The organism is Dehalobacter sp. (genome assembly GCA_023667845.1).
Lineage (GTDB): Bacteria > Bacillota > Desulfitobacteriia > Desulfitobacteriales > Syntrophobotulaceae > Dehalobacter.
In genome coordinates, this window is record JAMPIU010000034.1 from 22,298 (window position 1) to 47,287 (window position 24,990).

21 protein-coding genes and 1 riboswitch are annotated in these 24,990 nt (G+C 45.0%); of the genes, 8 read left to right on the plus strand and 13 right to left on the minus strand.

Annotated features, from left to right (window positions below; genetic code table 11):
• Positions 1–14 precede the first annotated feature (14 nt).
• Entirely contained in the window at positions 15–944 is a 930-nt protein-coding gene (locus NC238_01580) for a hypothetical protein (GenBank protein ID MCM1564646.1), read from the minus strand.
• Positions 945–1,161: 217 nt separating this feature from the next.
• Positions 1,162–2,115: a tetrahydromethanopterin S-methyltransferase subunit H gene (locus NC238_01585; GenBank protein MCM1564647.1), complete on the minus strand. Its 954-nt coding sequence runs from the start codon at positions 2,113–2,115 to the stop codon at positions 1,162–1,164.
• A 160-nt stretch (positions 2,116–2,275) separates the two neighbouring features.
• Positions 2,276–2,453, plus strand: a riboswitch (cobalamin riboswitch).
• 103 nt (positions 2,454–2,556) lie between these two features.
• Between NC238_01585 and cobT the strand changes: the two genes are divergently transcribed.
• Entirely contained in the window at positions 2,557–3,675 is a 1,119-nt protein-coding gene (cobT, locus tag NC238_01590; protein ID MCM1564648.1) for a nicotinate-nucleotide--dimethylbenzimidazole phosphoribosyltransferase, read from the plus strand.
• Positions 3,676–3,769: 94 nt separating this feature from the next.
• Here cobT and NC238_01595 read toward each other — a convergent pair whose 3' ends face one another.
• Together NC238_01595 and NC238_01600 are read right to left on the minus strand one after the other, a co-directional pair.
• Positions 3,770–4,234, minus strand: coding sequence for an accessory gene regulator B family protein (locus tag NC238_01595; protein MCM1564649.1), 465 nt, complete (start codon positions 4,232–4,234; stop codon positions 3,770–3,772).
• 236 nt (positions 4,235–4,470) lie between these two features.
• Complete coding sequence (locus NC238_01600; GenBank protein MCM1564650.1) at positions 4,471–4,953, minus strand: hypothetical protein; 483 nt, start codon at positions 4,951–4,953, stop codon at positions 4,471–4,473.
• Between the two features lie 328 nt (positions 4,954–5,281).
• On the opposite strand from NC238_01600, the gene motA reads away from it, so the two are divergent.
• From motA to NC238_01615, 3 genes are all read left to right on the plus strand, one after another.
• Positions 5,282–6,082, plus strand: coding sequence for a flagellar motor stator protein MotA (gene motA, locus NC238_01605; protein MCM1564651.1), 801 nt, complete (start codon positions 5,282–5,284; stop codon positions 6,080–6,082).
• Between the two features lie 2 nt (positions 6,083–6,084).
• A complete protein-coding gene (locus NC238_01610) occupies positions 6,085–6,813 on the plus strand; it encodes an OmpA family protein (protein MCM1564652.1) in 729 nt (242 codons plus the stop codon).
• Positions 6,814–6,988: 175 nt separating this feature from the next.
• Entirely contained in the window at positions 6,989–8,539 is a 1,551-nt protein-coding gene (locus tag NC238_01615; protein MCM1564653.1) for a diguanylate cyclase, read from the plus strand.
• Here NC238_01615 and NC238_01620 read toward each other — a convergent pair.
• The 3 genes from NC238_01620 to NC238_01630 form a co-directional block, all read right to left on the minus strand.
• The gene (locus NC238_01620) at positions 8,536–9,396 is read right to left on the minus strand and encodes an NYN domain-containing protein (GenBank protein MCM1564654.1); all 861 of its coding nucleotides are present in this window, start codon (positions 9,394–9,396) and stop codon (positions 8,536–8,538) included. The genes NC238_01615 and NC238_01620 overlap by 4 nt on opposite strands.
• Before the next feature lie 78 nt (positions 9,397–9,474).
• Positions 9,475–11,544, minus strand: a complete 2,070-nt coding sequence (locus NC238_01625) for a DNA topoisomerase III (GenBank protein ID MCM1564655.1) — start codon at positions 11,542–11,544, stop codon at positions 9,475–9,477.
• Positions 11,545–11,660: 116 nt separating this feature from the next.
• Positions 11,661–14,036, minus strand: a complete 2,376-nt coding sequence (locus NC238_01630) for a DNA topoisomerase 3 (GenBank protein MCM1564656.1) — start codon at positions 14,034–14,036, stop codon at positions 11,661–11,663.
• 242 nt (positions 14,037–14,278) lie between these two features.
• On the opposite strand from NC238_01630, the gene NC238_01635 reads away from it, so the two are divergent.
• Both NC238_01635 and NC238_01640 read left to right on the plus strand, forming a co-directional pair.
• On the plus strand, positions 14,279–15,010 hold the full coding sequence (locus tag NC238_01635) for a hypothetical protein (protein ID MCM1564657.1): 732 nt from the start codon (positions 14,279–14,281) through the stop codon (positions 15,008–15,010).
• On the plus strand, positions 15,000–15,365 hold the full coding sequence (locus NC238_01640) for a sporulation protein (GenBank protein ID MCM1564658.1): 366 nt from the start codon (positions 15,000–15,002) through the stop codon (positions 15,363–15,365). The genes NC238_01635 and NC238_01640 overlap by 11 nt, the downstream gene beginning before the upstream one ends.
• A 136-nt stretch (positions 15,366–15,501) precedes the next feature.
• Here NC238_01640 and NC238_01645 read toward each other — a convergent pair whose 3' ends face one another.
• The 3 genes from NC238_01645 to NC238_01655 form a co-directional block, all read right to left on the minus strand.
• Positions 15,502–16,407, minus strand: a complete 906-nt coding sequence (locus NC238_01645) for a chemotaxis protein (protein MCM1564659.1) — start codon at positions 16,405–16,407, stop codon at positions 15,502–15,504.
• 142 nt (positions 16,408–16,549) lie between these two features.
• Positions 16,550–17,995, minus strand: a complete 1,446-nt coding sequence (locus tag NC238_01650) for a DEAD/DEAH box helicase (protein ID MCM1564660.1) — start codon at positions 17,993–17,995, stop codon at positions 16,550–16,552.
• 631 nt (positions 17,996–18,626) lie between these two features.
• Positions 18,627–18,857, minus strand: coding sequence for a hypothetical protein (locus NC238_01655; protein MCM1564661.1), 231 nt, complete (start codon positions 18,855–18,857; stop codon positions 18,627–18,629).
• Between the two features lie 288 nt (positions 18,858–19,145).
• Between NC238_01655 and NC238_01660 the strand changes: the two genes are divergently transcribed.
• Together NC238_01660 and NC238_01665 are read left to right on the plus strand one after the other, a co-directional pair.
• Positions 19,146–19,742, plus strand: coding sequence for a hypothetical protein (locus NC238_01660; GenBank protein ID MCM1564662.1), 597 nt, complete (start codon positions 19,146–19,148; stop codon positions 19,740–19,742).
• Positions 19,743–19,750: 8 nt separating this feature from the next.
• Positions 19,751–19,972: a hypothetical protein gene (locus NC238_01665; protein MCM1564663.1), complete on the plus strand. Its 222-nt coding sequence runs from the start codon at positions 19,751–19,753 to the stop codon at positions 19,970–19,972.
• A gap of 42 nt (positions 19,973–20,014) precedes the next feature.
• Here the strand turns inward: NC238_01665 and ade are convergent, their stop codons facing one another.
• The 3 genes from ade to NC238_01680 form a co-directional block, all read right to left on the minus strand.
• Positions 20,015–21,823 carry an adenine deaminase gene (ade, locus tag NC238_01670; GenBank protein MCM1564664.1) on the minus strand — a complete coding sequence of 603 codons (1,809 nt, stop codon included), beginning with the start codon at positions 21,821–21,823 and terminating at the stop codon, positions 20,015–20,017.
• Positions 21,824–21,927: 104 nt separating this feature from the next.
• On the minus strand, positions 21,928–23,568 hold the full coding sequence (locus tag NC238_01675) for an acyl--CoA ligase (GenBank protein ID MCM1564665.1): 1,641 nt from the start codon (positions 23,566–23,568) through the stop codon (positions 21,928–21,930).
• Positions 23,569–23,946: 378 nt separating this feature from the next.
• Positions 23,947–24,990: IMP dehydrogenase (locus NC238_01680; GenBank protein MCM1564666.1), on the minus strand; the 1,044-nt coding region annotated here is incomplete at its 5' end.

A 24,990-nucleotide genomic window follows, 5' to 3' on the forward strand; every position in this document is an offset into this window, starting at 1 on the left:
ATCCCCTCCCCCTCTTAAATATCTCGTTCACGATTAATGATCAATTCCTCATAGGCTTCGTTGTTATGACAGATGTTGTTCCAGATACTATCGATGATCATAGCATCGACCTGCTGAAACAGATACTTTTCGCTTTGAACATAGATGATGGCGCATATCTCACTTCTAAAGAATAAGGGAACAGCCATGATTGATGCGTCGTCGCTGATCCTAAAGTCCTTATTAATAATCGATTCCTGAGCCAGCTCCTTTAATGTGGCTCTATTCACAATCGGTACTTTATTATATGAGGCAATCTCTTCAGATACAATCAGATAATCGCAGTGTGTCTTTCTAATAGTATATAGTTTAAATTGGATATTGATTACCTTTGTTATACTTTTAATAAAATATGGATCCGTAATTTCCTTTCCAATGTTTTTGATATCTTCAATCATTTCCATTATCGATGCGTTATTTAAGATTCTTAATATCCCCATCAAGGCAACACTGACTTCATTCAGCATGGCATTTTTAATAACGGCAGACTCAGACAATATAGCCTCCATGCTAAGCTCTCCGTAAGGTGTTTTAATGCCAATCGTTTTAAAACTTAGAAACGGCAGCTTAATCATTAATAACCATAATAAAATATATAAGACGATTCTTATCCCTTGAAATACGGGTGCTTGAAGAATTTGGGCAAAGACACCTAAATGATCTGTATTTATCCCTACAGGATTACTTAGAAATAACTCCTCACAGAAATAAAGGCCAATGAATACTGCGATCAGTGCGATGAATATCCCCCACATTTGTCTGGCATTTAGCCGTTTTAGCTGATAAAGTGTTTTAGACAAAAACGTTTCAAATGTGCCAAAGCATGTTATGATCACTGCTCCTAAAATGGTTCCTAAAACAGTACCACAAGCTATCCCTATTAAGATTCCGCATTTTGAAATCAAATTATTGTCCTCACTTTTGTCCGATTACAACATCAGTACCAATATATGGTAAAATATAGTCAAAAATTACTCCTTGTGGAATATTTGAAATAATTTCTAATATACAAATACAAATATCATAAACAGCTCCTTCCGGGCAGTATCCTTAACAGGATCCACTTCAGAAAGGAGCTGTTTGTCCTATACATTCACTTACAAAATGTACAATAACTGTGTTTTATTTGGTTTTATCAAATTCTATCAGTTTTTGAGCAAAATCACCATAAAATCTATACAGCGGATGCGTTGGATTAGCCGGCAGCTCCCCGCTTTCATCATATGCTAAGGTAGAAACCATCAGCGAAGCTGCAGCTACAGCAGGCAGTACGCTTGGCGCCCCTTTGATCGGCCCATAAAATAGGAAATCGCTCCACAGGACGGCCGATACTGCATGCACTGCAGCATTTATGGCGGAAAAGCCTTCCCCACCCCACATTTCCCGGCTTTCTTTCCACATATACGTCCCATTAGCAGGGGCTGATCCAACCGGCCAGCCGGTTTCCGCTTTGATTTGTTTACCTGCCAAGGCTGAAAAAGAAATAGACGGAAGATTCATTACTGTCGTATCGATCAGGACCGAGGCAAAATCTTTCGCTCCAATGGCTGTCAGCATTTCACGGCATGCCTGTACCCTGCCGGAAGGAGTCTGGTTCGTTTCATCAAAGACCTGCAGAACCGCGTGTTTGATTCCCAATTCTTTTAATGCAGCTGCCTGGCCGATCATGTCTTTATCCCAGGGTGTAATGCTGTTATATAAAATTTTGTCCTGAATGCCAAGACTGGCAGCATATTCTGCCGCATCAAGACGCGCTTTTTCTCCCCAAATGTCAATAGCAAAAGGGCGGTTGCTGATTGTAAGGTAAAAATCAATATATTCCTTCATCTCATCTGCGGAAACCGCTGTCATAGCGACTATGGCAGGTATTCCTGTCTGATCGGACAGCTCTTCCTGCCTGAGAATGTATGAACGGGCTTTTTCACGATCAAATTTCCTGTCACGGCGGCTTTCCAGAATACGGTCTCCGTTATGAAACATTGAGGATATAAGCAGAGGCGGATTATCTCCAGGTTGGCCACCGATAATCATGTCACAGATACGGCAAACTTTTGGTGTTAAGTCATATTTAAACATTTTTTCTCCAATATCTCTTTGGATGATTTAGCAAATCGTATTATACCATAGATCATTGCAAATAACCATTATTTAACAGCAATTGCCAGATTGAGTGATTATTTAAAAATTAATTTACTTGACTTTATTTATGATTTTCGTTATCTTAATAGAAGTTGAATATATTTATATAATCTTAGGTGCCCCACTAAGGGGAGAATAGGAAAATCGGTAATAATCCGATACGGACCCACCACTGTGTAGACGAGTCCCCGCTGATCCACTGGCGTATGCTGGGAAGGTGCGTTCAGGACGTTCGAGTCTGAGTCAGGAGGCCTGCCTAAGAGGTAAAAGTCTTTCCTGGGTAATGGAAAGCGGCGGTGATGACGGCAAAATCCCGACCACAAGAAAATTTGTGGTGGGGTTTTATTTATTTTTAAATATTTAATTGGAGGTTTTTAAATGAGCAGCCTTACAAAATTTCATGGTTTGAAAAATCTGAAAAATGCGACTGAGCAGGAACTTGAAATTGCCTTGCAAGAACTGTTGGGTGGAATCAAAGCGCTCGATCAGGGAGCCTTGGCAGGCATGAAAAGCCGTGTAGATGCGAAAATTAAGCCCCTCGGAAGCTTAGGTGTCTTAGAGGATATTGCACAACAGCTCGCAGGCATATTTGGCACCACACACCCCAAAATCAATAAAAAAGCAGTCCTGCTTATGGCCGGAGATCATGGTGTTGTCGTCGAAGGCGTCAGTGCTGCACCTCAGGAAATCACGAAACAAATGTTCTATAGTTACCTGAATGGCGGTGCAGGCATCAATGTCCTCGCCCGAAACGCCGGAGCAGATGTTATTTGCACGGATATCGGCATTGCCACCCCATTGGACGCTCCTGAGCTTATGGCCTACCGGGTTAAAAACGGAACAGACAATATGGCGAAAGGACCGGCAATGACCCGTCAAGAGGCCATACTTGCAATACTGACAGGTGCAAGGATTGCCGCCAATGCGATTGACTCTGGTGTTAATCTGTTAGCAACAGGTGAAGTCGGTATTGGCAATACAACACCGAGCGCTGCCTTGATCTCTGTATTTACCGGTCACTCTGTTGAGGATGTTACCGGCCGCGGAACAGGCTTAAAAGATGATGCCCTGATTAATAAGCAAAACGTGATTAAATGCGCAATCGAAATTAATCAGTGTGACCCTGCCGCGCCAATTGACACCCTGGCTAAAATTGGCGGACTCGAAATTGCTGCGCTCGTTGGAGCAATCCTCGAAGCTTCCTATCAACGTGTACCGATTATTCTCGACGGCATCATTTCATCTGCTGCAGCAATAACCGCAGCAAAACTAGCACCCCTGTCCACTTCCTATATGATTGCTTCTCATAGTTCAGAAGAGCTTGGACAGCATCTAGCGCTTCATCAGCTTGGGCTTAAACCCAGACTTGACTTCCATATGAGACTTGGAGAAGGCACAGGTGCCGCCCTAATGTTCCCGATGGTCGAGGCAGCCCTTAAAGTCGCTGATGAAATGGCCACATTTGAACAAGCTGCAGTTACCACTGGAGACTTCTAAAATCTGCAAAGAAAGATAAAAAAGACATGTACGGCATAATCCGTTCATGTCTTTTTTGCATAATCATCGATAATGGAAACTCTTGATAGTTTAATTAGATCCCAATCTTTTGCATCAGCTTGTCACTTGCTAATACAAAATTCTTGCCGATAGCTGTCTGCATAAACGCCTGAAAAAGAATTCCGAGGTTTGCAGGGATAAGGATCACTTCGATCAACGGATATACGTTAATTTGAGATGCGATCCATCTGGCAGCTAATGACAACCCGGTAAAGAAAACCATGGAAAAAAACAGACAGCGCCGGTAGCTGGAACAATGAGAACCGCCGGTAAACACCCGTAAAGCCAAAGCAGAAAACATTATCACGAACGTATACACAATGGTACCGAATATTGCAGATACCCCTACGGTTAGAACTAATTCAATCATTACCCCAAGAAGCAAGGCTAAACCATATTCTATTTTCACTTTATGGACGGCGTCCATTTCTTCACCTTTTACCATACGATTTGTCAAATGATGTGCAACACCCTCGAGATCAAACAATTGTTCACCCATCCTCCAGTCTTTGTTTTGGAAAATGATAAGATCAATTACCTTTCTGTGGATAATGTAGAAAATATAGCCATCTAAATATAATATAATTCTATGTACCTTTGGTATTTCCTGCTAAATTGTTTGTTGAAATTACATAATAGTCCTACATGAAATGAGGATATAAAAAACGCCTCGTATTTTTTACGCGGCGTTAATCTTCGATATTATGCTATTTATTATTATTATTATGCTATTTATTATTGCACACCTTGGTTTTGCTCAAGATTATATTTGAAATCTGCGACGCGCTGGACATAACTATCTGGATCAGCTGAGCCGCCGTCTTCCATCTGCTTTTGACAGCCTTCAAGGCCGTAGTGATTAGACAGCAGCATCAGATCAAAGACGAACTCATCGGCATACCCCTGAGCAGCCCAGTAATTCCTGTAGTATGCCAACTTTTCAATATCTGACTTTGCGGTGGTGTCAATTGGGATATTATCAATTCCTTCTGCCTGATAAACTGCTAAAACCAACGCATACGATAAATTGTTTTCCTCACAAAGATTCCGGATCGTGCCCTGCGGGTCTTCCGGCAGGATTCCCTGACCCGCGGGAATCTCCTGAACGGCAGCAGACTTACCTTCTGCTTGCTGAACGGAATGAGCACAAACGGATACAAGGATAACGAGAGGGATGATAACGGATAAACTACGAATAAAACCTCTTCTTATACACATGATGCCCACCCCTTCCCATATATTTATTTCCTGGATACCTCAATCCCCTTTCGCGAAATACAATAAATTTCTTCATTCACCGTTCATATATTCTTATATATATTCTTATATATATTCTCTCCATAATATATTCTTTTTAATAGAAGAATAGTTTTGCTATCATATTTTTAAGGATATTTTTTAATTAGACGCATTTTGTTGTGTTGATCTGATAACGGGTTTATTAAAAATTTTAATTAATTATCTGGTTAAAAAATCCGCATAATGTTACAATATTTTTATCCTTCGCAGATTATTTGTAGATAAAAATTTGATAAAGGGTGTAAGAATGGACATTTTTTTAATTATTGGAATCGTTGTAGGTGCTCTTGCCGTAGTCGTAGGCATGATTGTCAAAGGAGCCAATGTAGCTGTGCTATTGAATCCAGCTGCGGCCATTATTATTCTGATCGGGACAACTGCAGCCGTGATGAACTCATTTCCAAGAAAAGAATTCTTGAACATTCCCAAAGTATTAGCTGCCCTTTTTCGAGAAAAACAACCATATGATGCTGTGTCGTTGATTGAACTTATCACCGAAATGGCGATGACAGCCCGTAAAGACGGCTTATTGTCCCTCGAACAGACCATTATGGAAATTGAAGACCGTTATTTGCAAAAAGGGCTAAGCCTGGTAGTTGACGGATTGGAACATGATTATATTCAAGAGATCATGGAAATGGAAATTGATAATATGGAGGATCGTCACCGTGCCAATGCCTCGATATTTTCGGCGGCAGGCAGCTATGCTCCGACGCTGGGAGTATTAGGCGCAGTCGTAGGCCTAATCGGAGCGCTCGGCAATTTAAATGATACGGAAAAACTTGGCCATATGATTGCCGCCGCATTCGTCGCAACATTGTTCGGAATTTTTCTCGGCTATGTTGTCTGTCACCCGATCGCCTCCCGCTTAAAAAGAAAATCTGCTGCCGAAACTAAGAATATGCGCATTATTGTCGAAGGAGTTCTGGCCCTTCAGGCCGGAGAGAACCCCAGCAGTATTAAAGTAAGATTGACTGGCATGCTCGATCCGAAAGAAAGAAAAATCCTAGAGGAAAAGGAAAAAAATAAACAAGGCAGCGGTGAATAAGGATGTCGAAGAAAAAGCAACACCATGAAGAACATGTTGATGAATCCTGGCTGCTTCCTTATTCCGACCTACTGACGCTTCTGCTTGCGCTTTTTATCGTTATGTTTGCCATTAGTCAAGTTGATAAAGTAAAACTGCAGCAGTTGAGCGAGTCTTTCAAAGAAATTTTTGCAGGCGGGGCCAGCTTTTTAGAAAAGGAAAGCGACCAAGTGGTAGAACTTGAACCATCCAGTTCTGAGAATGTTTCTGCTTCTGCTCTTGAACAGGATAAGATGGCGGATATAAAGAAACAACTCGAAAAGGAAATCTATGAAAGCGGTTATTATAATAACGTCAAAGTAAATCTGGATAAGGAAGGTTTGCAGATCGTTATTCAGGATGTGATGCTGTTTGCGTCAGGTGACGCGGAAATCCTCGATGCGTTCTCCCCTCTCCTTCTGCAGATCGGGAAAATGCTAAATGGTATGGACAACGATATAAAAGTCGTAGGCCATACGGACGACCGGCCTATCCATACTGAGAAGTTTCGTTCCAACTGGGAATTAAGCGTAATTCGCGCGATCAACGTCATGAATTTCCTGGTTGATCAGGGCGGAATGAATCCTGAAAGATTTTCAGTCCAGGGCTACGGGCAGTACTCCCCTATTTCCGATAATACGATTGAGGAAGGCCGGGCAGAAAACAGGCGCGTCGAGATATTCCTTCTTCGTAAGTATCCTGTTGCAGAATAATAAGAAAATTAAATTGATCTGAGAAAACATGATTATTGAAAAAATACGATTGCATTCAGGCAATCGTATTTTTAATATATTCAGGAAAATGAAATCTACTTGACAGCAGTATAATGTTGAAATATCCTGGAATTAGTCGAATTATTGCATTCAGGTGAGAGCGCAGGTGAGATTTATGCTGGCCATGTCTTATATATCGATGATTGTGGCGTATACCTTTGTCTTATTTGGTTTCTATATTTTAAAATTGAATCATAAGGAAACCTTAAACAGATTATCAGCCTCTCTGAATTTCTGTTTTGCATACTGGTCGTTCATTTATTCATTCCTTTATCTCGCCCCAAGTCCCGAGAGTGCTTTATTCTGGCATCGGATCGCGGCGATTGGTTGGGTGATGTTCTGTCCGCTGGCCACTCACTTTTTTCTGGTTCTATCTGAAAAAACAAAAAATATTCATGGTATCCACTGGTATATCCCCTTGTATGGCCTGCCGACAATTTTACTGTTAAAAACACTGTTGACAAATGAATCGCTGGTGGCCAAAGTCTTTGTCCAGAGTACAAGTGGCCTGGGCTGGACCTATGAACTCAATACGGGCTCCGTCTGGTTCTGGCTGTATTGGCTTATGCTTGTCGTTTACATCGGAGTTGCACTTTTTTTCACCTTAAGATGGGGCAAAAACAGCCAAAGACCGAGGTTCATTAAACAAGCCAAAAGCATTTCGATTCTGGCGGGCGTCATGATGCTGATCGGGATCGGCACTGATTTTATCCTCCCTTTGATCACTCCGTTTATTCCGCCTTTATTTCATTTTTTCTCGATCTTCTGGGGATTTGGCGGCATCTATATGATCCGAAGGTATAAACTGATGGATGTGAATATAGCGGTGACGCCGGACATTATTTTGGAGACAGTGATGGATCCGATCGTTCTGCTTGATAATAAAGGAATTATCCGTAAATGCAACCAGGCGACATTTGACCTGCTGAAATATGATGCCAGTGAAATGCTCGGCCGGAGATTTTCAGATTTTTTTAAAGCTCAAAAGTATAACCTGCAAAGAACAGATTTGTTGTTTAAAAACAAGTCTTTGCGTAATATTGAGTTTGATATGGTTGATTCGTCAGGCAAAGTTATCAGTATTATGGCATCATTCTCGGTGACCGAAACCGAGCTTGACGGAATTGTCGGCGTTGTTGGCAATCTTCATGATATTACAGGATACAAAGCTATGTCCAAAGAACTGGAAAAGATGGCCAATTACGACAAACTGACCAATCTTCCGAACCGCAGGATGTTCTACAATAAATTGGAGAAGGCCATTGAGAAATACCATAAGCATGATCAGCAATTTGCGCTGGTATTTATCGATTTAGATGGGTTTAAGGTCATTAACGATACCTTTGGCCACGACATCGGTGACCAAATGCTGATGAAGGTTTCGTCGCTCCTGGCCGGGGTGGTCAGACGGCAGGATGTGATAGCGCGTCTGGGCGGCGACGAATTTGTTCTATTGTTTTCCAGATTGCAGAATAAGACAGAGCTTGACGGAATTATGCAGAGAATGCAGGAAAAACTTGTCAAACCCATTATGATAAACAATAAGATTTGCCGGGTTGGAATGTCGTTTGGGATTAGTATATGTCCGGAGGATGGAATGACCCCTGACGAACTTTTGAAAACAGCTGATCTCCGCATGTATAGGGAGAAAAAATATTCAGGTTAACGTTTGATGGACTTCATGCGGGAGCGGACATTCGGCTTGACGCGATAGTCTTCAGGAGACACGATTGCTTCGGGCGTTCGTGTTTTTTTATTGCATGTTTCAGCCTCAGCCTTGTTACGGATATATTTATGGCTGATGTTGGGATTACTGGTTCTGCGGGATTGAATCTCAAATTGCTTTAAGGAAGCAATCAGCGGTGTCAGTTTAACGTGGCCGTAGTTTCTGGTATCAAAATCAGGATAGCGCTTATTCAGCTTGATGCCGACTTCACCTAAAAATGCCCAGCCATCTTCATCGGAACTTTCAGTGACGATAATTTTGATGGCTTCAATAAGTTCATCAATGCTGGCCATTCCTTCCTGAGGTGTCCCCTGCACCCGCGTTTTAACCTGTTCGTTTGTCTCATAAGGACTTGCCGGAATGACACCTAGAACCTCAAGGTATTTGAACTTTTCACAGGCAGCGATAAATGGCTGCGGCGTTTTCTTCTCGCCCATACCCATCACATACATGCCTGCTTCCCTGAGCCTGGAGGCTAGTTTGGTAAAATCGCTGTCGCTGGAGACGATGCAAAAGCCATCAACGCTTTTTGAATATAAAATGTCCATCGCATCAATGATCAAGGCAGCGTCGGTGGCATTTTTCCCTGTTGTGTAGCTGTATTGCTGTATCGGTGTGATCGAATAGTTTAGAAGCACGGTTTTCCAGGATGCGAGGTTCGGTTTTGTCCAGTCTCCGTAGATCCGTTTATAGGTTGGGGTGCCGTGATTCGCAATTTCATCGAAAATGTATTTGATATATTTTTCTGAGACGTTGTCTGCGTCAATCAGTACGGCAATTTTTTTATCGTTTTCCATACGCATTCTCCTTACATTTTTTCATATATCTTATTTTATTAATTTACTTTTATCAGTCTGGGGGGCACAGTGCCGCTGTTAATGATTTTTGTTCTGTTTATTCAAAGCCTCTTTAAGCAAATCGCCAAGATTGCTGCCAATATTTTGCTGGTCACTGTATTGGGCAATCAGTTTTTGGTTGGCCTGGCTTGCTCGCTTGGAACTGGTAAAGCCGGTGTCCCGTTCTTTTTCCGGCTGACGGTGTCCGCAGGCCCGGTCCTGACAAACCAGCATTTTGCCGCGTTTGCCGTTGACCAGCAGCATGTATTTTTTGCATACCGGACATCTGGTTTTTGTCATATTGTCGGCATGGTATGTGGCGCTGTCCGAGGCGACACTGTGAACCAGTTCACTGGCTTTGGTCCGGATCCCTTTAATGAATTCAGTCTTGCTTCCGTTCCCTTTAGCAATGTCTGTTAAAGCTTGTTCCCACTGGGCAGTCAGCTCAGGACTCCGAAGCTCAGGAGCTACAAGGCTGATCAGCTGACGGCCTTTGGATGTAGGCACCAATTCTTTCCCGCTGCGTTCAATATAACTGGTATGCAGCAGTTTTTCAATAATTTCCGCTCTTGTAGCCGGAGTACCGAGACCGCTCCCCTTCATCGTTTCCCGGAGCTCCTCATCTTCAATGAATTTCCCCGGATTTTCCATTGCTGTGAGTAGGGTGGCTTCCGTATAGCGTGCCGGTGGTTTCGTCTTCCCCTTTTGGGGCTTCAGGCTTTTTAGCATCCGTTCCTCGCCCTGCTCCAGTTTCCCGAGCGTTTGTTCAGGCAAAGCGTCCTCCCTGCTTTCTTCTGATTCCGTCTGGTGGAAAGTGATAGAGCGCCAGCCCTGGTCTTTCATCACTTTTCCCGTTGCATAAAACATTTCGCCATTAATACCAGCGATAACCGTCAGTTGGTCATAGCGGTACGGCGGAGAGAGGACGGCCAGAAAACGCCGTACGATCAGGTCATACAAAGATTTTTCATCATGGGTCAGATCCCCGAGCTTCAAAGGCTGCTCAGTCGGAATGATCGCATGATGATCCGTTACTTTACTGTCGTCCACCAGTCGTTTCGTCGGCTTGTAAGGCTGTGCCAACAGCTTTTTGGCCGTTTCGGCATAAGGCCCTGCGGCCAGCCCTTTGAGCCTGGACGGCAGAGTCGGTACAATATCGGCGGAGAGATAGCGCGAATCTGTACGCGGGTAGGTAACCAGTTTATGCCGTTCGTATAAATTCTGCAGCGTACTGGAAGTTTTCTGGGCGGAAAAGCTAAGTTTGCGATTCGCATCACGCTGCAGTTCAGTAAGGTCATAAGCCAGTGGGGCTGGTTCGCTTTTGCTCTCGCGCTTGACCTGCATAATTCTTGCAGATTGCTTTTCCAGCTTGCCCAGCAGGGCTTCAACCTGCTGGTAATCATAAATCCGGCTGCCGTCTTTGCCACGCCAGTCAGCAAAAAAGTCGCCGAAGTCCGCTCGGATTGTCCAGTAATCAACCGGAACAAACTTCCTGATCTCGTCCTCCCGCTGAACGATCATGGCAAGCGTCGGGGTCTGCACTCTTCCGGAATTCAGCTGGGCATTATACTTACAGGTTAAAGCCCTGGTCACATTCAGGCCGATCAGCCAATCCGCTTCGGCTCTGCAAACAGCGGCATCGTAAAGATCATTATATTCGGGTCCGGGCTTTAATCTCGCGAAGCCTTCCAGGATGGCGGCATCGGTCTGGGAAGAAATCCAGAGACGTTTGAAAGGTTTCTTCCAGTTGCTCAGTTTCATGATCCAGCGTGCGACCAGTTCGCCCTCTCGTCCGGCATCGGTGGCTATAATCAGTTCGTTGATATCGTTTCGTTTCATCAGTTTGCTTACCGTCTGATATTGCTGGGAAGTCTGGCGAATCACCTTGAGCTTTAGCTGTTCCGGAAGCATTGGCAGATCTTCCATCCGCCATTCTTTATATTTCTGGTCATAATCCTCGGGTTCGGCTAAAGTGACCAGGTGTCCCAAAGCCCAAGTAACGACGTATTGTGGTCCTTCGATAAAACCCTTGTTTTTGATATTGCATTTAAGAACCCGGGCAATTTCCCGGGCCACACTCGGCTTTTCAGCCAGGATCAACGATTTCATTTATATTCCTCCGATTTAGATATCCTATGTACCATTATAGCATAAATTTGTAAGGAGTTTTTTATAAAGAAACGGCCTGTTGGCGGCCGTTCCTTGAAAGAATTTATGATATTAATTTAATGATCAAACTCAAATTTAAGTTTTCCATTGGCGGCATCTTCCCAAACCAAACAGGCGTTGAAAGATTTCCCGCTTTTGGATTTGAATCCTTTGATCAAGGGTGTTTTGCCTTTCTTCAGCAGGCTTTTCATCTGGGCCTGGCTAAGTGTTTTACCGCAAATCGGTGTTTTCCAGACCACAAATCCACAGCCGCTTTTCCAGTTGGAGCAGCCGTAACCTTTATTGCCTTCAATGACACCTTCCCCGCACCGCGGACAGGGGCCCAGTTTTTCAGGTCCGCTTTCCCGGGCTGCCGAAGAACCATTTTCTTCTTTGGCGCCCTTTGTTTTTTTAGCCGACTTGTCTGTTTGATCTGATTGATCTTCCGAAGACGTATGAACTTTCTTGGAAGATTTCCCAGATTCGGCAGATCTGGCAGACCTGGCCGGAGCCTGGGCCAACGGCGTTTTGCCATATTTTTGTTCATAGGCCCGAAGTTCATTAATGATTCGTATCACCGCTTCCTCGACCTCAGACATGTATTTTTCCAGCGCCAGTTCGCCTTTTTCAACCTGCGCCAGGTCATATTCCAGCTGACCGGTCATTTCCGCGCTGATCAGCAGGGCGGCATGCGGAAGCCTGTTTTGAATTAAAGAAATCAGCTGGCTCCCCTTTTCTGTCGGCCGCAGCGTTTTTTGCTCCTGTCTGATATAGCCACGCTGAAGCAGATTTTCAATGATCGCAGGCCGGGTAGCCACTGTCCCGAGGCCCTTCCCTTTCAGCTGCTGGCGAAGAACATCGTCTTCAATTTGTTTGCCCGCACTCTCCATCGCTTTAAGCAGGTCTCCCTGGGTAAAACGTTTCGGGGGGTTGGTACTTTTTTCGTCGATCCGGACCTCGGTCGTCTGAACAGAGTCACCCTGACTGACCGCCGGAAGTTCTGTGTTTTCTTCTTGCTGGTTCTCGCGATTCTTATTTTTTCTCCTGGTCTTTCCTGTTGTTCCGCTGCTTTCAGACTGAGGATCCTGAGCGTCTTCGAAATCGTAGACCTTTTTCCAGCCTGAGCTGAGCAGAATCCTGCCTTTGGAGCGAAAATGTTCCTGGGCCGCTTCCGTAACGATTTCCGTCTGCTGATACCAGGCAGGAGGAAACCAGACAGCCAGAAAACGCCGTGCGATCAGGTCAAAAAGCTGACGTTCGGCTTCCGGCAGCTTATTCAAATGAACAGTTTCTGTCGTTGGAATGATCGCATGGTGAGCCGTAATCGTGTTGATGACCCGTTTGTTTTGAGGCACACTATAGGTCATTGCTTCATCTACATTTTCCTGATAAGGCTCCTGACGCAGGGCTTTCAGGTGGGCTGTCAGCTTTGGAATCATATCCGCGGGCAAATAAGCACAATCTGTACGCGGGTAGGTGATGGCCTTTTTATCATAAAGAGACTGGGCCAGTTCCAGGACCTTTTCGGCACTAAATCCGAATCGTCTGGAAGCTGTGACAGTCAGGCTTGTCAAATCGAAAAGCAAGGGCGGAGCTTCGGAAACCTTTCTTTGTTCAGCCCGGATGATTTTCCCTGGCTGCCCCTGTGTTCTCGCAGCAATGTGTTCGGCAGTTTCCCTGTCGGTCAGGCGTCTGTTTTCCTGAGCGGGATCAAACCAGCGTCCGGTGTATTGTCCCTGCTCCGCAGAGAAGGCTGCACTGACTTCAAAATAGGCTTCAGCAACAAATTGCTCAATTTCCCACTCTCTACGGACGATCAGCGCCAGTGTCGGTGTCTGTACCCTGCCGATGGAAATCACGTTCGGCTTTTTGCGGACTGTATCGAAGCTGCCAAACAAAGAGGTGAAGCCTTCGGTCAGATTCATCCCAAAGTCCCAGTCCGCAAAGGCTCTGCCGTTACCTGCTGCTGACAGACCTTCCACGGCCTGACCCGGCCTTAACTGATTCATTCCTTCCAGGATAGCCTCTCGCGTCAGCGAAGAAATCCAGAGCCGGGAGAGCGGTTTTGTACATCCCACTAAGTCCCAGACTTCCTGAAAGAGAAGCTGCCCTTCCCTGTCGGCGTCCGTTCCGCAAATAACCTGTTTGATTTCAGAAGATTTCAGCCATTTTTGTAAAACTTGAAATTGTTGGCGCGTTTGGGATTTGATTGTACGCCGAAACGAATCGACAGCTGGCAGAACGGGCAGACGTTTAAGACTCCAGCGCTTCCCGACGCGTTCTAGATCCATATAGCCTTCCGGCCTTTCCAGCTCCAGAAGATGACCGATACACCAGGTTATCACATACTGGTCATTTTCGAGCCAGCCTTGTCCTTTGCCTTTTACCCCCAGGGCTGCAGCATATTCCCGGGCCTGAGCCGGTTTTTCAGCAATAATCAGTATTCTTTCCATAGGATCTTCTTTCCATATCATTTTCTTGCATGTGAATCTTACAGACATCAAGTACCCTATTAGCTCTAAAATGCATGTAACACTGAGAAAAAGTTTAGCTTAATTTTCCATAATACTCAGTATAGCATAAATTAACCGGTACTTTGGGATAGAAAGTTTCAGCTTTTCTGTTGAAAGCTGAAACTTTTTATTATTTCATGTGTATTAATAAATGTAAATAAGAAAAGGGATGATCAGGTGCTATGTTCTTGTTAACAATTGTTGGCTATATTTTGCTGGGTCTCGTGATGATTCTGGCAGCTATGATCTTTATCCCGTACCATTATCAGGCTGTTGCGGAGAATCTTGGCCATTCTCAAATGAAGGGGTCCGTTTCCTGGCTCTTTGGCGGAATCAGGATGGAGTTTATCAAATATCCTAAACGCAAGGCTGAAACGACGTTGATCATTCTGGGTCTGACTAAAAAATTCCAGGAACGGTCAGACTCTAAGAAAGAAGATCAACGGAAGTCCAAAATAGCGCCCAAGAACAATGCCAAAAAAGATCTGCACGCTGATTCTGTGAAAGACTCAATATCTGCCCAAAAAAGACATCAAAATGAATTTGGTATTCGTCAATTCCTGCGGACCGATGTTTTGAAAAAAATCCTGGCATCCCTGAGGAAAATCGCCAGGCATATCCTGCCGGATCAGCTGATCGTGAACGCCAAAATAGGCTTTTCTGATCCAATGTATACCGGTTTCCTGTCGGTACTGCTAACTCAGGGATACCTTTGGTATGACAGATTTGATATCGCTGTCGAACTTGTATTTGGTCAGGAAATGCTGGAAGGAAGGTTTTTCATTGGCGGAAGGATCTGGCTGCCCTATTTGCTCTCTGTAATCATCGGGCTTCTGGTCACGAAACCAATTCGCAATATCATGTTAACGAACTTAAAAATCAAATTTAAAGGAGGATCCCCCTATGTCGGATAGTTTAAACATGGGCGAAAATATCACCAACATCTTTGAAAAACTGGAAAGCTTTCTGAAGACCAAGACCGTCGTCGGCGAACCTATGCAGGTCGGAGAAATCATTCTTGTTCCATTCATCGATTTTACATTCGGTCTGGGTACGAGCGGCGGAAGCGGCATTGAACAGAAAAGCAACCAGGGTTCGGGTGGCGGCGCCTGTAGTGGCGGCCGTATTTCGCCAACAGCAGTTCTGGTTATCAGAGGCGATCAGGTCCAACTGCTGCCGATTGAAAAATCAGGAGGGCTCGAAAAACTAATCGATATGGTTCCCGAGATCGTGAATAAAGTCAAAGATCAAAAATGCAGTGAAGAATAAATCATATGTCTAATATTTAGTGGTGCTTCCCGGCAAACGAAAAGTTCACCAGGAAGCACCACTTCTAATTTAAATCATGCGTGTTCATTCTATTAACGGAATGTAATCAAACACCGTAGACATGCATCTTTTGTTGTTAAGAAAGCAGTATTTTATCAACTAACACGATCAACTGTTCGATTTCTGGCTTCGTGATTTGGGCATAGGCACCGAGCGACTGCCCTTTCCTTCTCAGCTCTTCACTGATCATCGAGGAGAAGATAATGACGGGCAGCTCTTTAAACTTGTCATCCTCTTTTATTTTTTTGATCAAATGATGACCATCCATTTGGGGCATTTCAATGTCTGTAATGACCAGCTGCACTTTATCTTCAATCGAGCTGCCGTCAGCAATCATTTTGTTCAGACTATCCCATGCTTCCAGACCATTATCATTGGGAACCACATGATAACCTGCAGCGCTAAGTGTTCTGATTAACAGTTCCCTAAGAACACGGGAATCCTCTGCGATTAATATCGTTTTTGTCTTTCTGAGGTCGTCCATTTCTTCAGCTACCGCGGGTATCGTTGATAACCTTTTGTTCATGGTCGGATCAATCTCAGAAATAATCTTTTCAAAATCGATCAGAACGATGATTTTTTCTTCCAGCTTAACGACACCGACTGCAAAGTCCGAACCGGCAATATCCGACAAAGGTTCCATCTGGGTCCAGGATACGCGGTAGATCCTCGTGACTTCATCAACTCTGAAGCTGATCATTTCGCCATTGATTTCACAGACAATGATCTGCTGGTTATCTGTGGCCTGCTTAACGCCGGTTAGGCATCGCGTCAGATCAACAAGCGGAATGATCTTATCCCGTAAAGTAAATAGTCCCTCTATATATGGATGTGAACCTACCAGGTGTGTCACCTTGACATTGTTGATAATTTCCCTTACTTTGGCGACGTTAATCCCATAGAATTTCCCGTCTACGGTAAACTCGATAATTTCAAACTCATTGGTTCCGGATTCCAGCAAAATTCCTTTATCGTCCTGCATCGTCTGTCTCCTCTTCCCTGGAGTATTTATATCTTATATTTTTCGCTAAAGAAGTTCCAAAATCCTTCAGAATTCGTCTTTTCTTCAATTAATTATTTCGGTTTATTTCAATAAATACAGTTTTATTGTGCCATTTGAGCATTCAGCAATTCACTTTTCTTACTTTCCGCAGTTTACCTTTGAGCGGCGTTGTTTGCAAGGCTTCAAGGACAAGTGGCCCTTTAAAGTTTAGGATTTCCACATAACTCAATTCATCCAAAATATTAATAATCCCGATGTCAGCTGCAGTCATACCCGCAATGTTCGTCAGTGCGCCCACAATATCTGCCGGCCGGATCTTGGATTTCTTTCCGGCATTGATCTGGAGCTTCATGATTTCCAAATTGATCCGGGTGCCTTTCATGGCTTTATTATCCGGCAAAACGGTTATTTTTTCCTGAAAGCCGACTTCTGCATTGCGGACAGTATCCTGAGACGGTCTTTGTTTCAGTGGGATCTCCTGTCCAATATATTTCTGTATATCCTGCAGGTAACTGTCATCTTCTTCGGTCACAAAGGAGATTGCTTTGCCGTTTTTATTCAAACGCCCTGTTCTGCCAATCCGGTGTACATAGCTTTCTTTTTCCTGCGGCAGATCAAAGTTGATGACAAGTGAAATATCTTCGATGTCAATCCCCCGGGCTGCCACATCTGTTGCAATCAGGTACCGAAAATAACCCCGTTTAAAATCATCCATGACACTCAGACGGTGCCCTTGTTCCATTCCGCCATGAATTTTGGCGCAGGGATAATCAAGCAGTTTCAATTCCGCATAGACCTCATCCACCTGATGTTTGGTATTGCAGAAAATCAGGCAGCTATCGGGGTTCTCAGTGACTGAAAGATCTTTAAGAAGCTTTATTTTATCCTGTCGGGTAAGGAGGTATCTTTCCTGGGAAATTCTTTCCGCGGCGGATGTTTCTTCTTGCGTTTCTACATAGACTGGCTCGCGCAAATAGTGATCACACAGTGTTCTGACATCAGAAGGCATCGTGGCCGACAGCAGGGCTGTAACGCGGTCGGCAGACAAGCTGCCAAGGATGGTTTCCGTCTGTTCCAGAAAGCCCATATTCATCAGTTCATCCGCTTCGTCAATAACCAGGTATTTGACACAAGAAGTATCCAGCGTTCCTTTCTGAAGATGATCGATCAGCCGGCCAGGCGTTCCCACCACAATATGCGTTTTTTGCTTCAGCTCTTTCTCCTGATAATAGAAAGGAGATTTACCGTATACTGCAGCAATTTTTAGTCTTTTAAAACGGCCGATATGAAACAGATCCTCTTTGACCTGGATGGCCAGTTCTCTCGTTGGCGTGATGATCAGGGCCTGAGGTTTATTTTCTTCCCAATCCACCAGCTGGCAAAGCGGAATAGCAAAAGCAGCCGTCTTGCCGCTGCCGGTCTGAGATTTAACAATCACATCTTTTTGCGCCAGAAACAATGGGACGACCTGCTGCTGGACGTTGGTAGGCTTGTTATAATTCAGAAGCTGAAGGGCTTTTAATATTTCCGGACTTAACGGATAGCGGTCAAAAGAAACCTGGTTCATGCGGTCATCTCTTTCTTTATCAGATATGTATAAATCTTTAGATTTACATGGGTCAGTCAACCTAATGGATGGCCGCTTTCGGTCATTGTGTCATCCTGACACAAAATCCCGCGCTTCGCAATCCATGCTCCGCTTGACACTGTCCATCCATTACGTTGACTAGTCTGGAGTTAGTCAGTTGTTTTTTTTAGTCAACATTACATTGGAATCCAAGTATTAGTTGATATTCTTAAAATAGCCACACAAATAATGATTTGCATTCCGACATGCCGACTTGCTCAAATAACCATATAATCAGTCTGTGGGGCACTGTTCCGCTGTAAGCGGAGCACGATGCGAAGTGCGGCTTTTTGACGGCCACGGATGGCCTAATGTCGCGATGCCATGGATGGCAAGGAGCGACTCGCCAAGGATGGCGCAATAACCGGAAAGCGGTATTGTGCCCCACAGACTAACCCTAACAAACGAATCGATCTATTATTATTCTATTTAATAATATTTCTGCAGATCAGGAATCAATTCCTTTATTCTTTCTTCCAAGTGCCTTATTAACGTTAAATGCATAGTAGCAACCTAAACAAATACGACCCCCTTGCAGAAAGGAGGCCGTAGTCCGCGTCATGGATTTAAATTACATATTTGCAGCAAGCGCATGAAGGGACAAATCATCTGATCTTTCGGCGATATGGTTCAAAACCTTGATAATGGTTGCAGGAGAAGATGTCTGTTTGACAACTTTATACTCTCTGGAGGTTTCACCATATATATTTTCGAGGACGACGAGTACATCTTTTTTGACGGCCACAAATTGGTCCGCTTCAAAAGCATTCGCCAGTTTTTTAAGTTCATGACAAAAACGCATAAAAAAAACACCTCCTTCTCACATGCTCCAATACTTCAGGGAGTGTTACTTCAATATTTCAGAATTCAGTTAAACAATGATGTAAATGAAATCTTGATATCCGTAAAAATACTCCGAAATGTATTATATAGAAGGAATAATGATGTGTCAACCATCTTTTACGGCAGCATACACTTGATTAAGACATCTTCTGTATACATTAAGCAATTTACTTATTCGTAATTCTTAAATATAATGGTAGTACTGGCCAATTGTGGAAATGTATTTCGTTGTTATGGAGGATAAACAATGGATGTCTTTATTGCCAGACAGCCTATCTTTGACCGCAATTTGCATATCTACGGCTATGAACTACTGTATAGACAAGGTCAGGACAATAGCTTTAGCGGTATCGACGATAATCAGGCCACTGTAGAGTTAATCTACAACTCCTTTTTAGTTTTTGGAATGCATGACTTAACGGATGATACCAAGGCCTTTATCAATTTCTCCAAGGATCTTGTTGACAGCGATATCCCCTCACTGCTGCTGAATCACAATGTCGTGCTGGAAATACTTGAACGGAAAGAGGTAACGCAGTTAACCGTTGAAGCCTGTAAACGGGTCAGAAGAATGGGTTATCTGGTGGCACTTGACGATTTTGTGTTCGATCAGAGCTACTTGCCGTTAATCGAAACAGCAGACATCATCAAAATAGAGTACCCGGCTGTAAATGAAGAACTTCAGCGTAAGCTTATCAAGAAATTTCACACGAAGGTGAAGTTTGTCGCTGAAAAAATAGAAACGCGGGAAGAGTTCCTGCACGCTATTCAGAGCTGGGAGAAAAGACGAGCAGTTCTGACTTCTTTTTTACCGGGATGTTTTCTTCGATTGACGTCCTGCTGAACAAAAGTATGGAGCAGGTTCTCCGGAACCTTTCCCTGCCGGATCATGTAAAATCGGCCTTGCTCGGGCAGGATAATAAACAGCGGCGCTTATTGGATTTCATCATCGACTTTGAAAAAGCGCAATGGAGCAAAGTTGAGAATCAAAACCTGATCAACAAGCTCAGTATTCAGCGTTTTATGCTTTTATACGTGGAAGCTCTTAAATGGACCAGATCCCTGGATTACTAACACTGAAATGTTCGTTGGGTGAAGTCGTATCATTGAAGCGAATCATTCGAGCAAAGACAGGAATGTGAAGTTCAGACAATCAATCAATCCGCGGTTCGTTAAGCGCAGCTCCGGAATAACAGGCAGACTTAAGAGCGCCATGGTCATAAATGGCGAGGCCAAACTGCATCCAAGCTCTTTCCAGGCTTCATCAAGTTGAGCTACCATTCCGGCCACTTCTTCGACCGGTCTGTCCGACATTAAGCCGGCAATCGGCAGAGGCAGTACGACCAGCACTTTCCCGTCTCTCACTGCGGCCATCCCGCCGCCAAGGTCAGTTAGTGTGTTGCCTGCAAGCGCCATATCCTCGTCATTTACACCGATAATGATCAGATTATGGCTGTCATGAGCCACTGTCGATGCGACGGCCCCGCTCTTCAGCTGAAAACCTTTCACATACCCGAGGCCATAATTCCCCGGGCCGCCGTGCCTTTCCAGGACCATAACCTTGGCAATATCGGCCGTAATGTCAGGACATACCTGCCCTTGCGCTGTTCCCATCTCGATCACGCGGTGAAGCGTTCCGGCCTGGGCTTCTTTGATCTCGATGACATGTGCCCTGACCGTTGTTCTTCCTTCCGGAGCTTTGATGATAAAGTCTCCGGATTTCAGTTTATGGGACAAATGAACGGAGCTGCGGAACTTCTCCGGATAGCTGACGGACGAAATTTCAGCCAGCATCCGTCCTTGTTCCGCCATGATTTCCCCGTCGATCATCACTTTTTCTACAGTGACTTCCGTGAGGTCACGCAGAAAAACAATATCTGCGCATCTGCCGGGAGAGATACTCCCGAGATGGCGGTCAAGCCCGAAACACTGAGCAGGATTAAGGGTTGCCATTTGAATCGCCGTCACCGGATTGACACCCTGGCGAATCGCCTGGCGGATCACATGATTCAGGTGTCCTTTGGCCAGAAGGGTATGCGGATGTACATCGTCCGTCACCAGTACGGCATACCGGGAATCCACTTTGTTTTCAGTAATGGCCCGGACGGTTTCCTTTACGTCCTGCCAAGCTGAGCCTTCCCGTAGTTTGGCATACATACCGAGACGCATCCGGGCCAGGGCATCCTCCCTGGTTGTACTTTCATGGCAGGACAGGATTCCGGCTGCTGCATAAGCCTGCAATCCTTTTTCGAGATCAGCAGAAGCGTAATGCCCGGTAAGCGGCTTGCCGGCGTTCAGCGTTGCCTTTAATTCGGCATGAACCTGCGCATCACCAGAGATGACTCCCGGGTAATTCATCATTTCCCCGAGTCCGATGATCCGGCTGTCCTGCATGGCTTCCTCGATTTCAGCCGGGCCGATGACCGCTCCGGCATCTTCAAAACCCGGGGCAGCAGGTACACAGGACGGCACAGTGGCGAATACTTTAAGCGGCATGACCTGTCCTTCTTTAACCATCATCTTAACGCCTTCCAGACCGAAGACATTGGCAATCTCATGCGGGTCCATCACAATGCATGTCGTTCCCTGCGGCAGGACAGCCCTCGTGAATTCCTTCAACGTGACCATGCTGCTCTCAACATGCAGGTGTCCGTCCAGAAAACCTGGTGCCAGTGTATAGCCTGAGGCATCAATGATTTTCGTTTTTTCTCCGATAGCAGGCGCGGCATCACCAACCAGGACAATCCGGCCGTGTTTGACCGCGATGTCCTTGTTCTCTTCGATTTCACAAGTATTTACATTGATGATGCGGCCGCCCCGGATCACCGTGTCCGCTTTCAGAACACCCATGGCAGTTTGAGCCAATTCGGCAGTTTTCTCCTGAAAATCTTTCACAAGAAAATTGAGCGCACAGTCATTCAACATGTGAATCACCTCGTTTTATTTCATGGATGATTCCTTTTTGCTATGATTATTTTTATGAATGATTATCAATGATGATTATTAATGATGCTATTTCATCTCATTGATTATAGACCATTTTCTGTCTGAGCGGCAATCAGGGTGGCTGCTCCGTATTTTTCCCTTAAACGCGGTTTCTCAATCTTGCCGGTTGGATTGCGCGGGATCTTGTCGAAAATGATCCGGCGCGGACGTTTATAGCGCGGCAGCGGTGCACAGAAAACGTTGATATCTTCTTCTGTACAGTTGTTCCCCGGTTTGAGTTCGATGATTGCTGCGGTAATCTCACCGAGACGCGGATCGGGTAAACCAATCACGGCGACATCTTTAATTGACGTATGCGCCCGTAAAAAGTCTTCAATCTGAACCGGATAAATATTCTCGCCGCCGCTGATGATCACATCTTTTTTCCTGTCCACCAGATAAATAAAGCCGTCTTCATCCATCCTGGCCACATCACCGGTCAGCAGCCAGCTGTCTCGCAGGGCTGCGGCCGTGGCTTCCGGGTCATTATAATAGCATTTCATCAAACCTGGTCCTTTGACCCTCAGTTCCCCTACCTGGCCCTGCGGAACCGGACAGCCGTTTTCATCGGTAATTTGAATTTCCCACTGATAACCAGGTATCCCAATCGCGCCGACTTTATGAATGTTCTCTATGCCAAGATGCACACAACCCGGTCCAATGGACTCACTCAGACCGTAATTTGTATCGTACAGATGGTTCGGAAAATAGTTTTTCCAGCGGCGAATCAGACTGGGCGGTACCGGCTGGGCCCCGATATGCATCAGCCGCCATTGGGAGAGTTCATAATCCTCCAGCTTGACTTTACCGCTCTCAATCGCATCCAGGATATCCTGGGCCCACGGAACGAGAAGCCAGGCAATGGTGATTTTTTCCTCACTGATCGTCTTCAGAATCCACTCCGGTTTGACGCCGCGCAGCAGGACAGCTTTGCTGCTTGAGAGTAGGCTGCCGAACCAGTGCATTTTGGCGCCGGTGTGATAAAGCGGCGGTATGCACACGAAATTGTCGTCACGGGTCTGTCCATGATGCTTTTGTTCCGTATAACAGGCCGACATTAAGCTCCGGTGCGTATGCAGGATTGCTTTCGGGAAACCGGTCGTCCCGGAAGAAAAGTAGACGGCCGCATCATCATCGTCAGACAGCATAACTTCCGGTGCTTCCGAGGAACTGTTCGCTGCCAGCCGGTCGTAATTCTCCGCAAAAGACGGACGGTTTTCACCCGCAAATAAAAGCGTTCTGACTTCAGGGATTTGATCGTAAATCGTTTCCACACGGCCAATAAATTCCGGTCCGAAGATCAACGCAATTGTATCGGACAATTCCAGGCAGTATTTGATTTCTTCAGCCGTGTAACGAAAATTCAAGGGAACTGCAACGGCGCCGGATTTTAAGATACCGAAGTAAATCGGCAGCCATTCCAGGCAATTCATTAATAGAATTGCAACTTTATCGCCTTTCTTGATGCCTCTTTTCAGCAGCAGATTCGCCATGCGGTTCGCTTTCTCGTCAAAGACCCGCCAGGTCATTTCCAGCCGGTATTCCCCTGCCGGATTATTTTCGATCAGTTCATACTCTCTCCAGGTGATGTTATGGCTTTCCTGAAGATCCAGATTAATCTCGGTCAGACATTTCTCCTGGCCGTACAACGCTGCGTTGCGTGCCAGCAATTCAGTAATGGGCATTGTTCAATCTCCTCCCGTTCTACCATGACAACATTTGTTTGTGATGAAACAAATTGACTATATAAAACTTTTTCATTGACGGACCATTCAATATAGACCAACAAACCAATAAGCCTGCCCTTTGGAGAAAGACAAGCTTTGAAATTGCAAAATAACATATTTAAGTATAATTCTTTTTTGGCATAATCGTCAACGACATTACAGTATATTATTACCCATTCGATTATCTTGACCTAATATTAAATTAACGTGACGTAATCTAACCGCGCCCAAGCGGAACACGGATGTGCAGTGCGGCTTTTTGCGCCAAGGAGGGCGCAATAGCCGAAGAGCGGTTAGATTACGTCACGTTTACATGCAATAAAACAAAGTAATTTTTTATTTTATATAGCTGTTATCCTTTAGAAGGACGTCATGTGAACCGCCTTCCACGATGCTTGTTGCGGATACGAGCGTAAGTTTGGCGTTTTTGTGCAGTTCGGGTATCGTCAGAACCCCACAGTTGCTCATGGTTGAACGGACTTTGTTCAGGCTTAGGGTTACGTTGTCTTTTAAACTGCCGGCGTATGGCACATAGGAGTCAACGCCTTCTTCAAAAGAAAGCTTGCCGTCACCGCCGAGATCGTAGCGCTGCCAGTTCCTGGCACGGTTAGAGCCTTCTCCCCAGTATTCCTTCATGTAGCTGCCATTGATATTGACTTTGTTCGTCGGGCTCTCATCAAAACGTGAAAAATACCGGCCAAGCATGATAAAATCGGCACCCATCGCCAGAGCCAGCGTAATATGATAATCGTGGACGATACCGCCATCCGAGCAGACGGGAATATAAATTCCGGTTTCCTTAAAATATTCATCACGCGCATTGGCAACTTCAATCAACGCGGTAGCCTGTCCGCGGCCTATCCCTTTTTGTTCGCGGGTAATACAGATCGATCCGCCGCCAATACCGACTTTGACAAAGTCAGCCCCTGCTTCGGCCAGGAATAAAAATCCCTCACGGTCCACGACATTCCCGGCACCCACCTTTACGGATTCGCCGTATTTTTTGCGGATAAAATCAATCGTCCTTTTTTGCCATTCCGAAAAGCCTTCGGAAGAATCAATGCAAAGAACATCCGCTCCGGCATTGACCAGCGCAGGCACCCGTTCTTCATAGTCCCTGGTATTAATCCCTGCTCCGACAATATACCGTTTGGAGGTGTCCAGAAGTTCCCTTTCGTATTCTTTATGGGAATCATAGTCTTTGCGGAAAACCAGATACTTAAGGTTTTGGTCTTTATCGATCAAAGGTAAAGCATTGAGCTTATGGTCCCAAATAATATCGTTGGCTTCACTCAGGGTGATCTGATCACTTCCGCAGATCAGATCCTCAAACTTTGTCATGAATTCTTTGACTTTCGTATCTTTGGACATTCTGCTGAC

Bases quoted from the DNA above. Each gene is read 5' to 3' on its own strand.
- ade (MCM1564664.1), bottom strand. From the start codon at position 21,823: ATGTTGAATGACTGTGCGCTCAATTTTCTTGTGAAAGATTTTCAGGAG.
- NC238_01655 (MCM1564661.1), bottom strand. From the start codon at position 18,857: ATGCGTTTTTGTCATGAACTTAAAAAACTGGCGAATGCTTTTGAAGCG.
- NC238_01610 (MCM1564652.1), top strand. From the start codon at position 6,085: ATGTCGAAGAAAAAGCAACACCATGAAGAACATGTTGATGAATCCTGG.
- NC238_01675 (MCM1564665.1), bottom strand. From the start codon at position 23,568: ATGCCCATTACTGAATTGCTGGCACGCAACGCAGCGTTGTACGGCCAG.
- NC238_01585 (MCM1564647.1), bottom strand. From the start codon at position 2,115: ATGTTTAAATATGACTTAACACCAAAAGTTTGCCGTATCTGTGACATG.
- NC238_01595 (MCM1564649.1), bottom strand. From the start codon at position 4,234: ATGGGTGAACAATTGTTTGATCTCGAGGGTGTTGCACATCATTTGACA.
- NC238_01660 (MCM1564662.1), top strand. From the start codon at position 19,146: ATGGATGTCTTTATTGCCAGACAGCCTATCTTTGACCGCAATTTGCAT.
- NC238_01665 (MCM1564663.1), top strand. From the start codon at position 19,751: ATGGAGCAGGTTCTCCGGAACCTTTCCCTGCCGGATCATGTAAAATCG.
- motA (MCM1564651.1), top strand. From the start codon at position 5,282: ATGGACATTTTTTTAATTATTGGAATCGTTGTAGGTGCTCTTGCCGTA.
- NC238_01625 (MCM1564655.1), bottom strand. From the start codon at position 11,544: ATGAAATCGTTGATCCTGGCTGAAAAGCCGAGTGTGGCCCGGGAAATT.
- NC238_01615 (MCM1564653.1), top strand. From the start codon at position 6,989: ATGCTGGCCATGTCTTATATATCGATGATTGTGGCGTATACCTTTGTC.
- NC238_01640 (MCM1564658.1), top strand. From the start codon at position 15,000: ATGTCGGATAGTTTAAACATGGGCGAAAATATCACCAACATCTTTGAA.
- NC238_01630 (MCM1564656.1), bottom strand. From the start codon at position 14,036: ATGGAAAGAATACTGATTATTGCTGAAAAACCGGCTCAGGCCCGGGAA.
- NC238_01620 (MCM1564654.1), bottom strand. From the start codon at position 9,396: ATGGAAAACGATAAAAAAATTGCCGTACTGATTGACGCAGACAACGTC.
- NC238_01600 (MCM1564650.1), bottom strand. From the start codon at position 4,953: ATGTGTATAAGAAGAGGTTTTATTCGTAGTTTATCCGTTATCATCCCT.
- NC238_01645 (MCM1564659.1), bottom strand. From the start codon at position 16,407: ATGCAGGACGATAAAGGAATTTTGCTGGAATCCGGAACCAATGAGTTT.
- NC238_01650 (MCM1564660.1), bottom strand. From the start codon at position 17,995: ATGAACCAGGTTTCTTTTGACCGCTATCCGTTAAGTCCGGAAATATTA.
- NC238_01635 (MCM1564657.1), top strand. From the start codon at position 14,279: ATGTTCTTGTTAACAATTGTTGGCTATATTTTGCTGGGTCTCGTGATG.
- cobT (MCM1564648.1), top strand. From the start codon at position 2,557: ATGAGCAGCCTTACAAAATTTCATGGTTTGAAAAATCTGAAAAATGCG.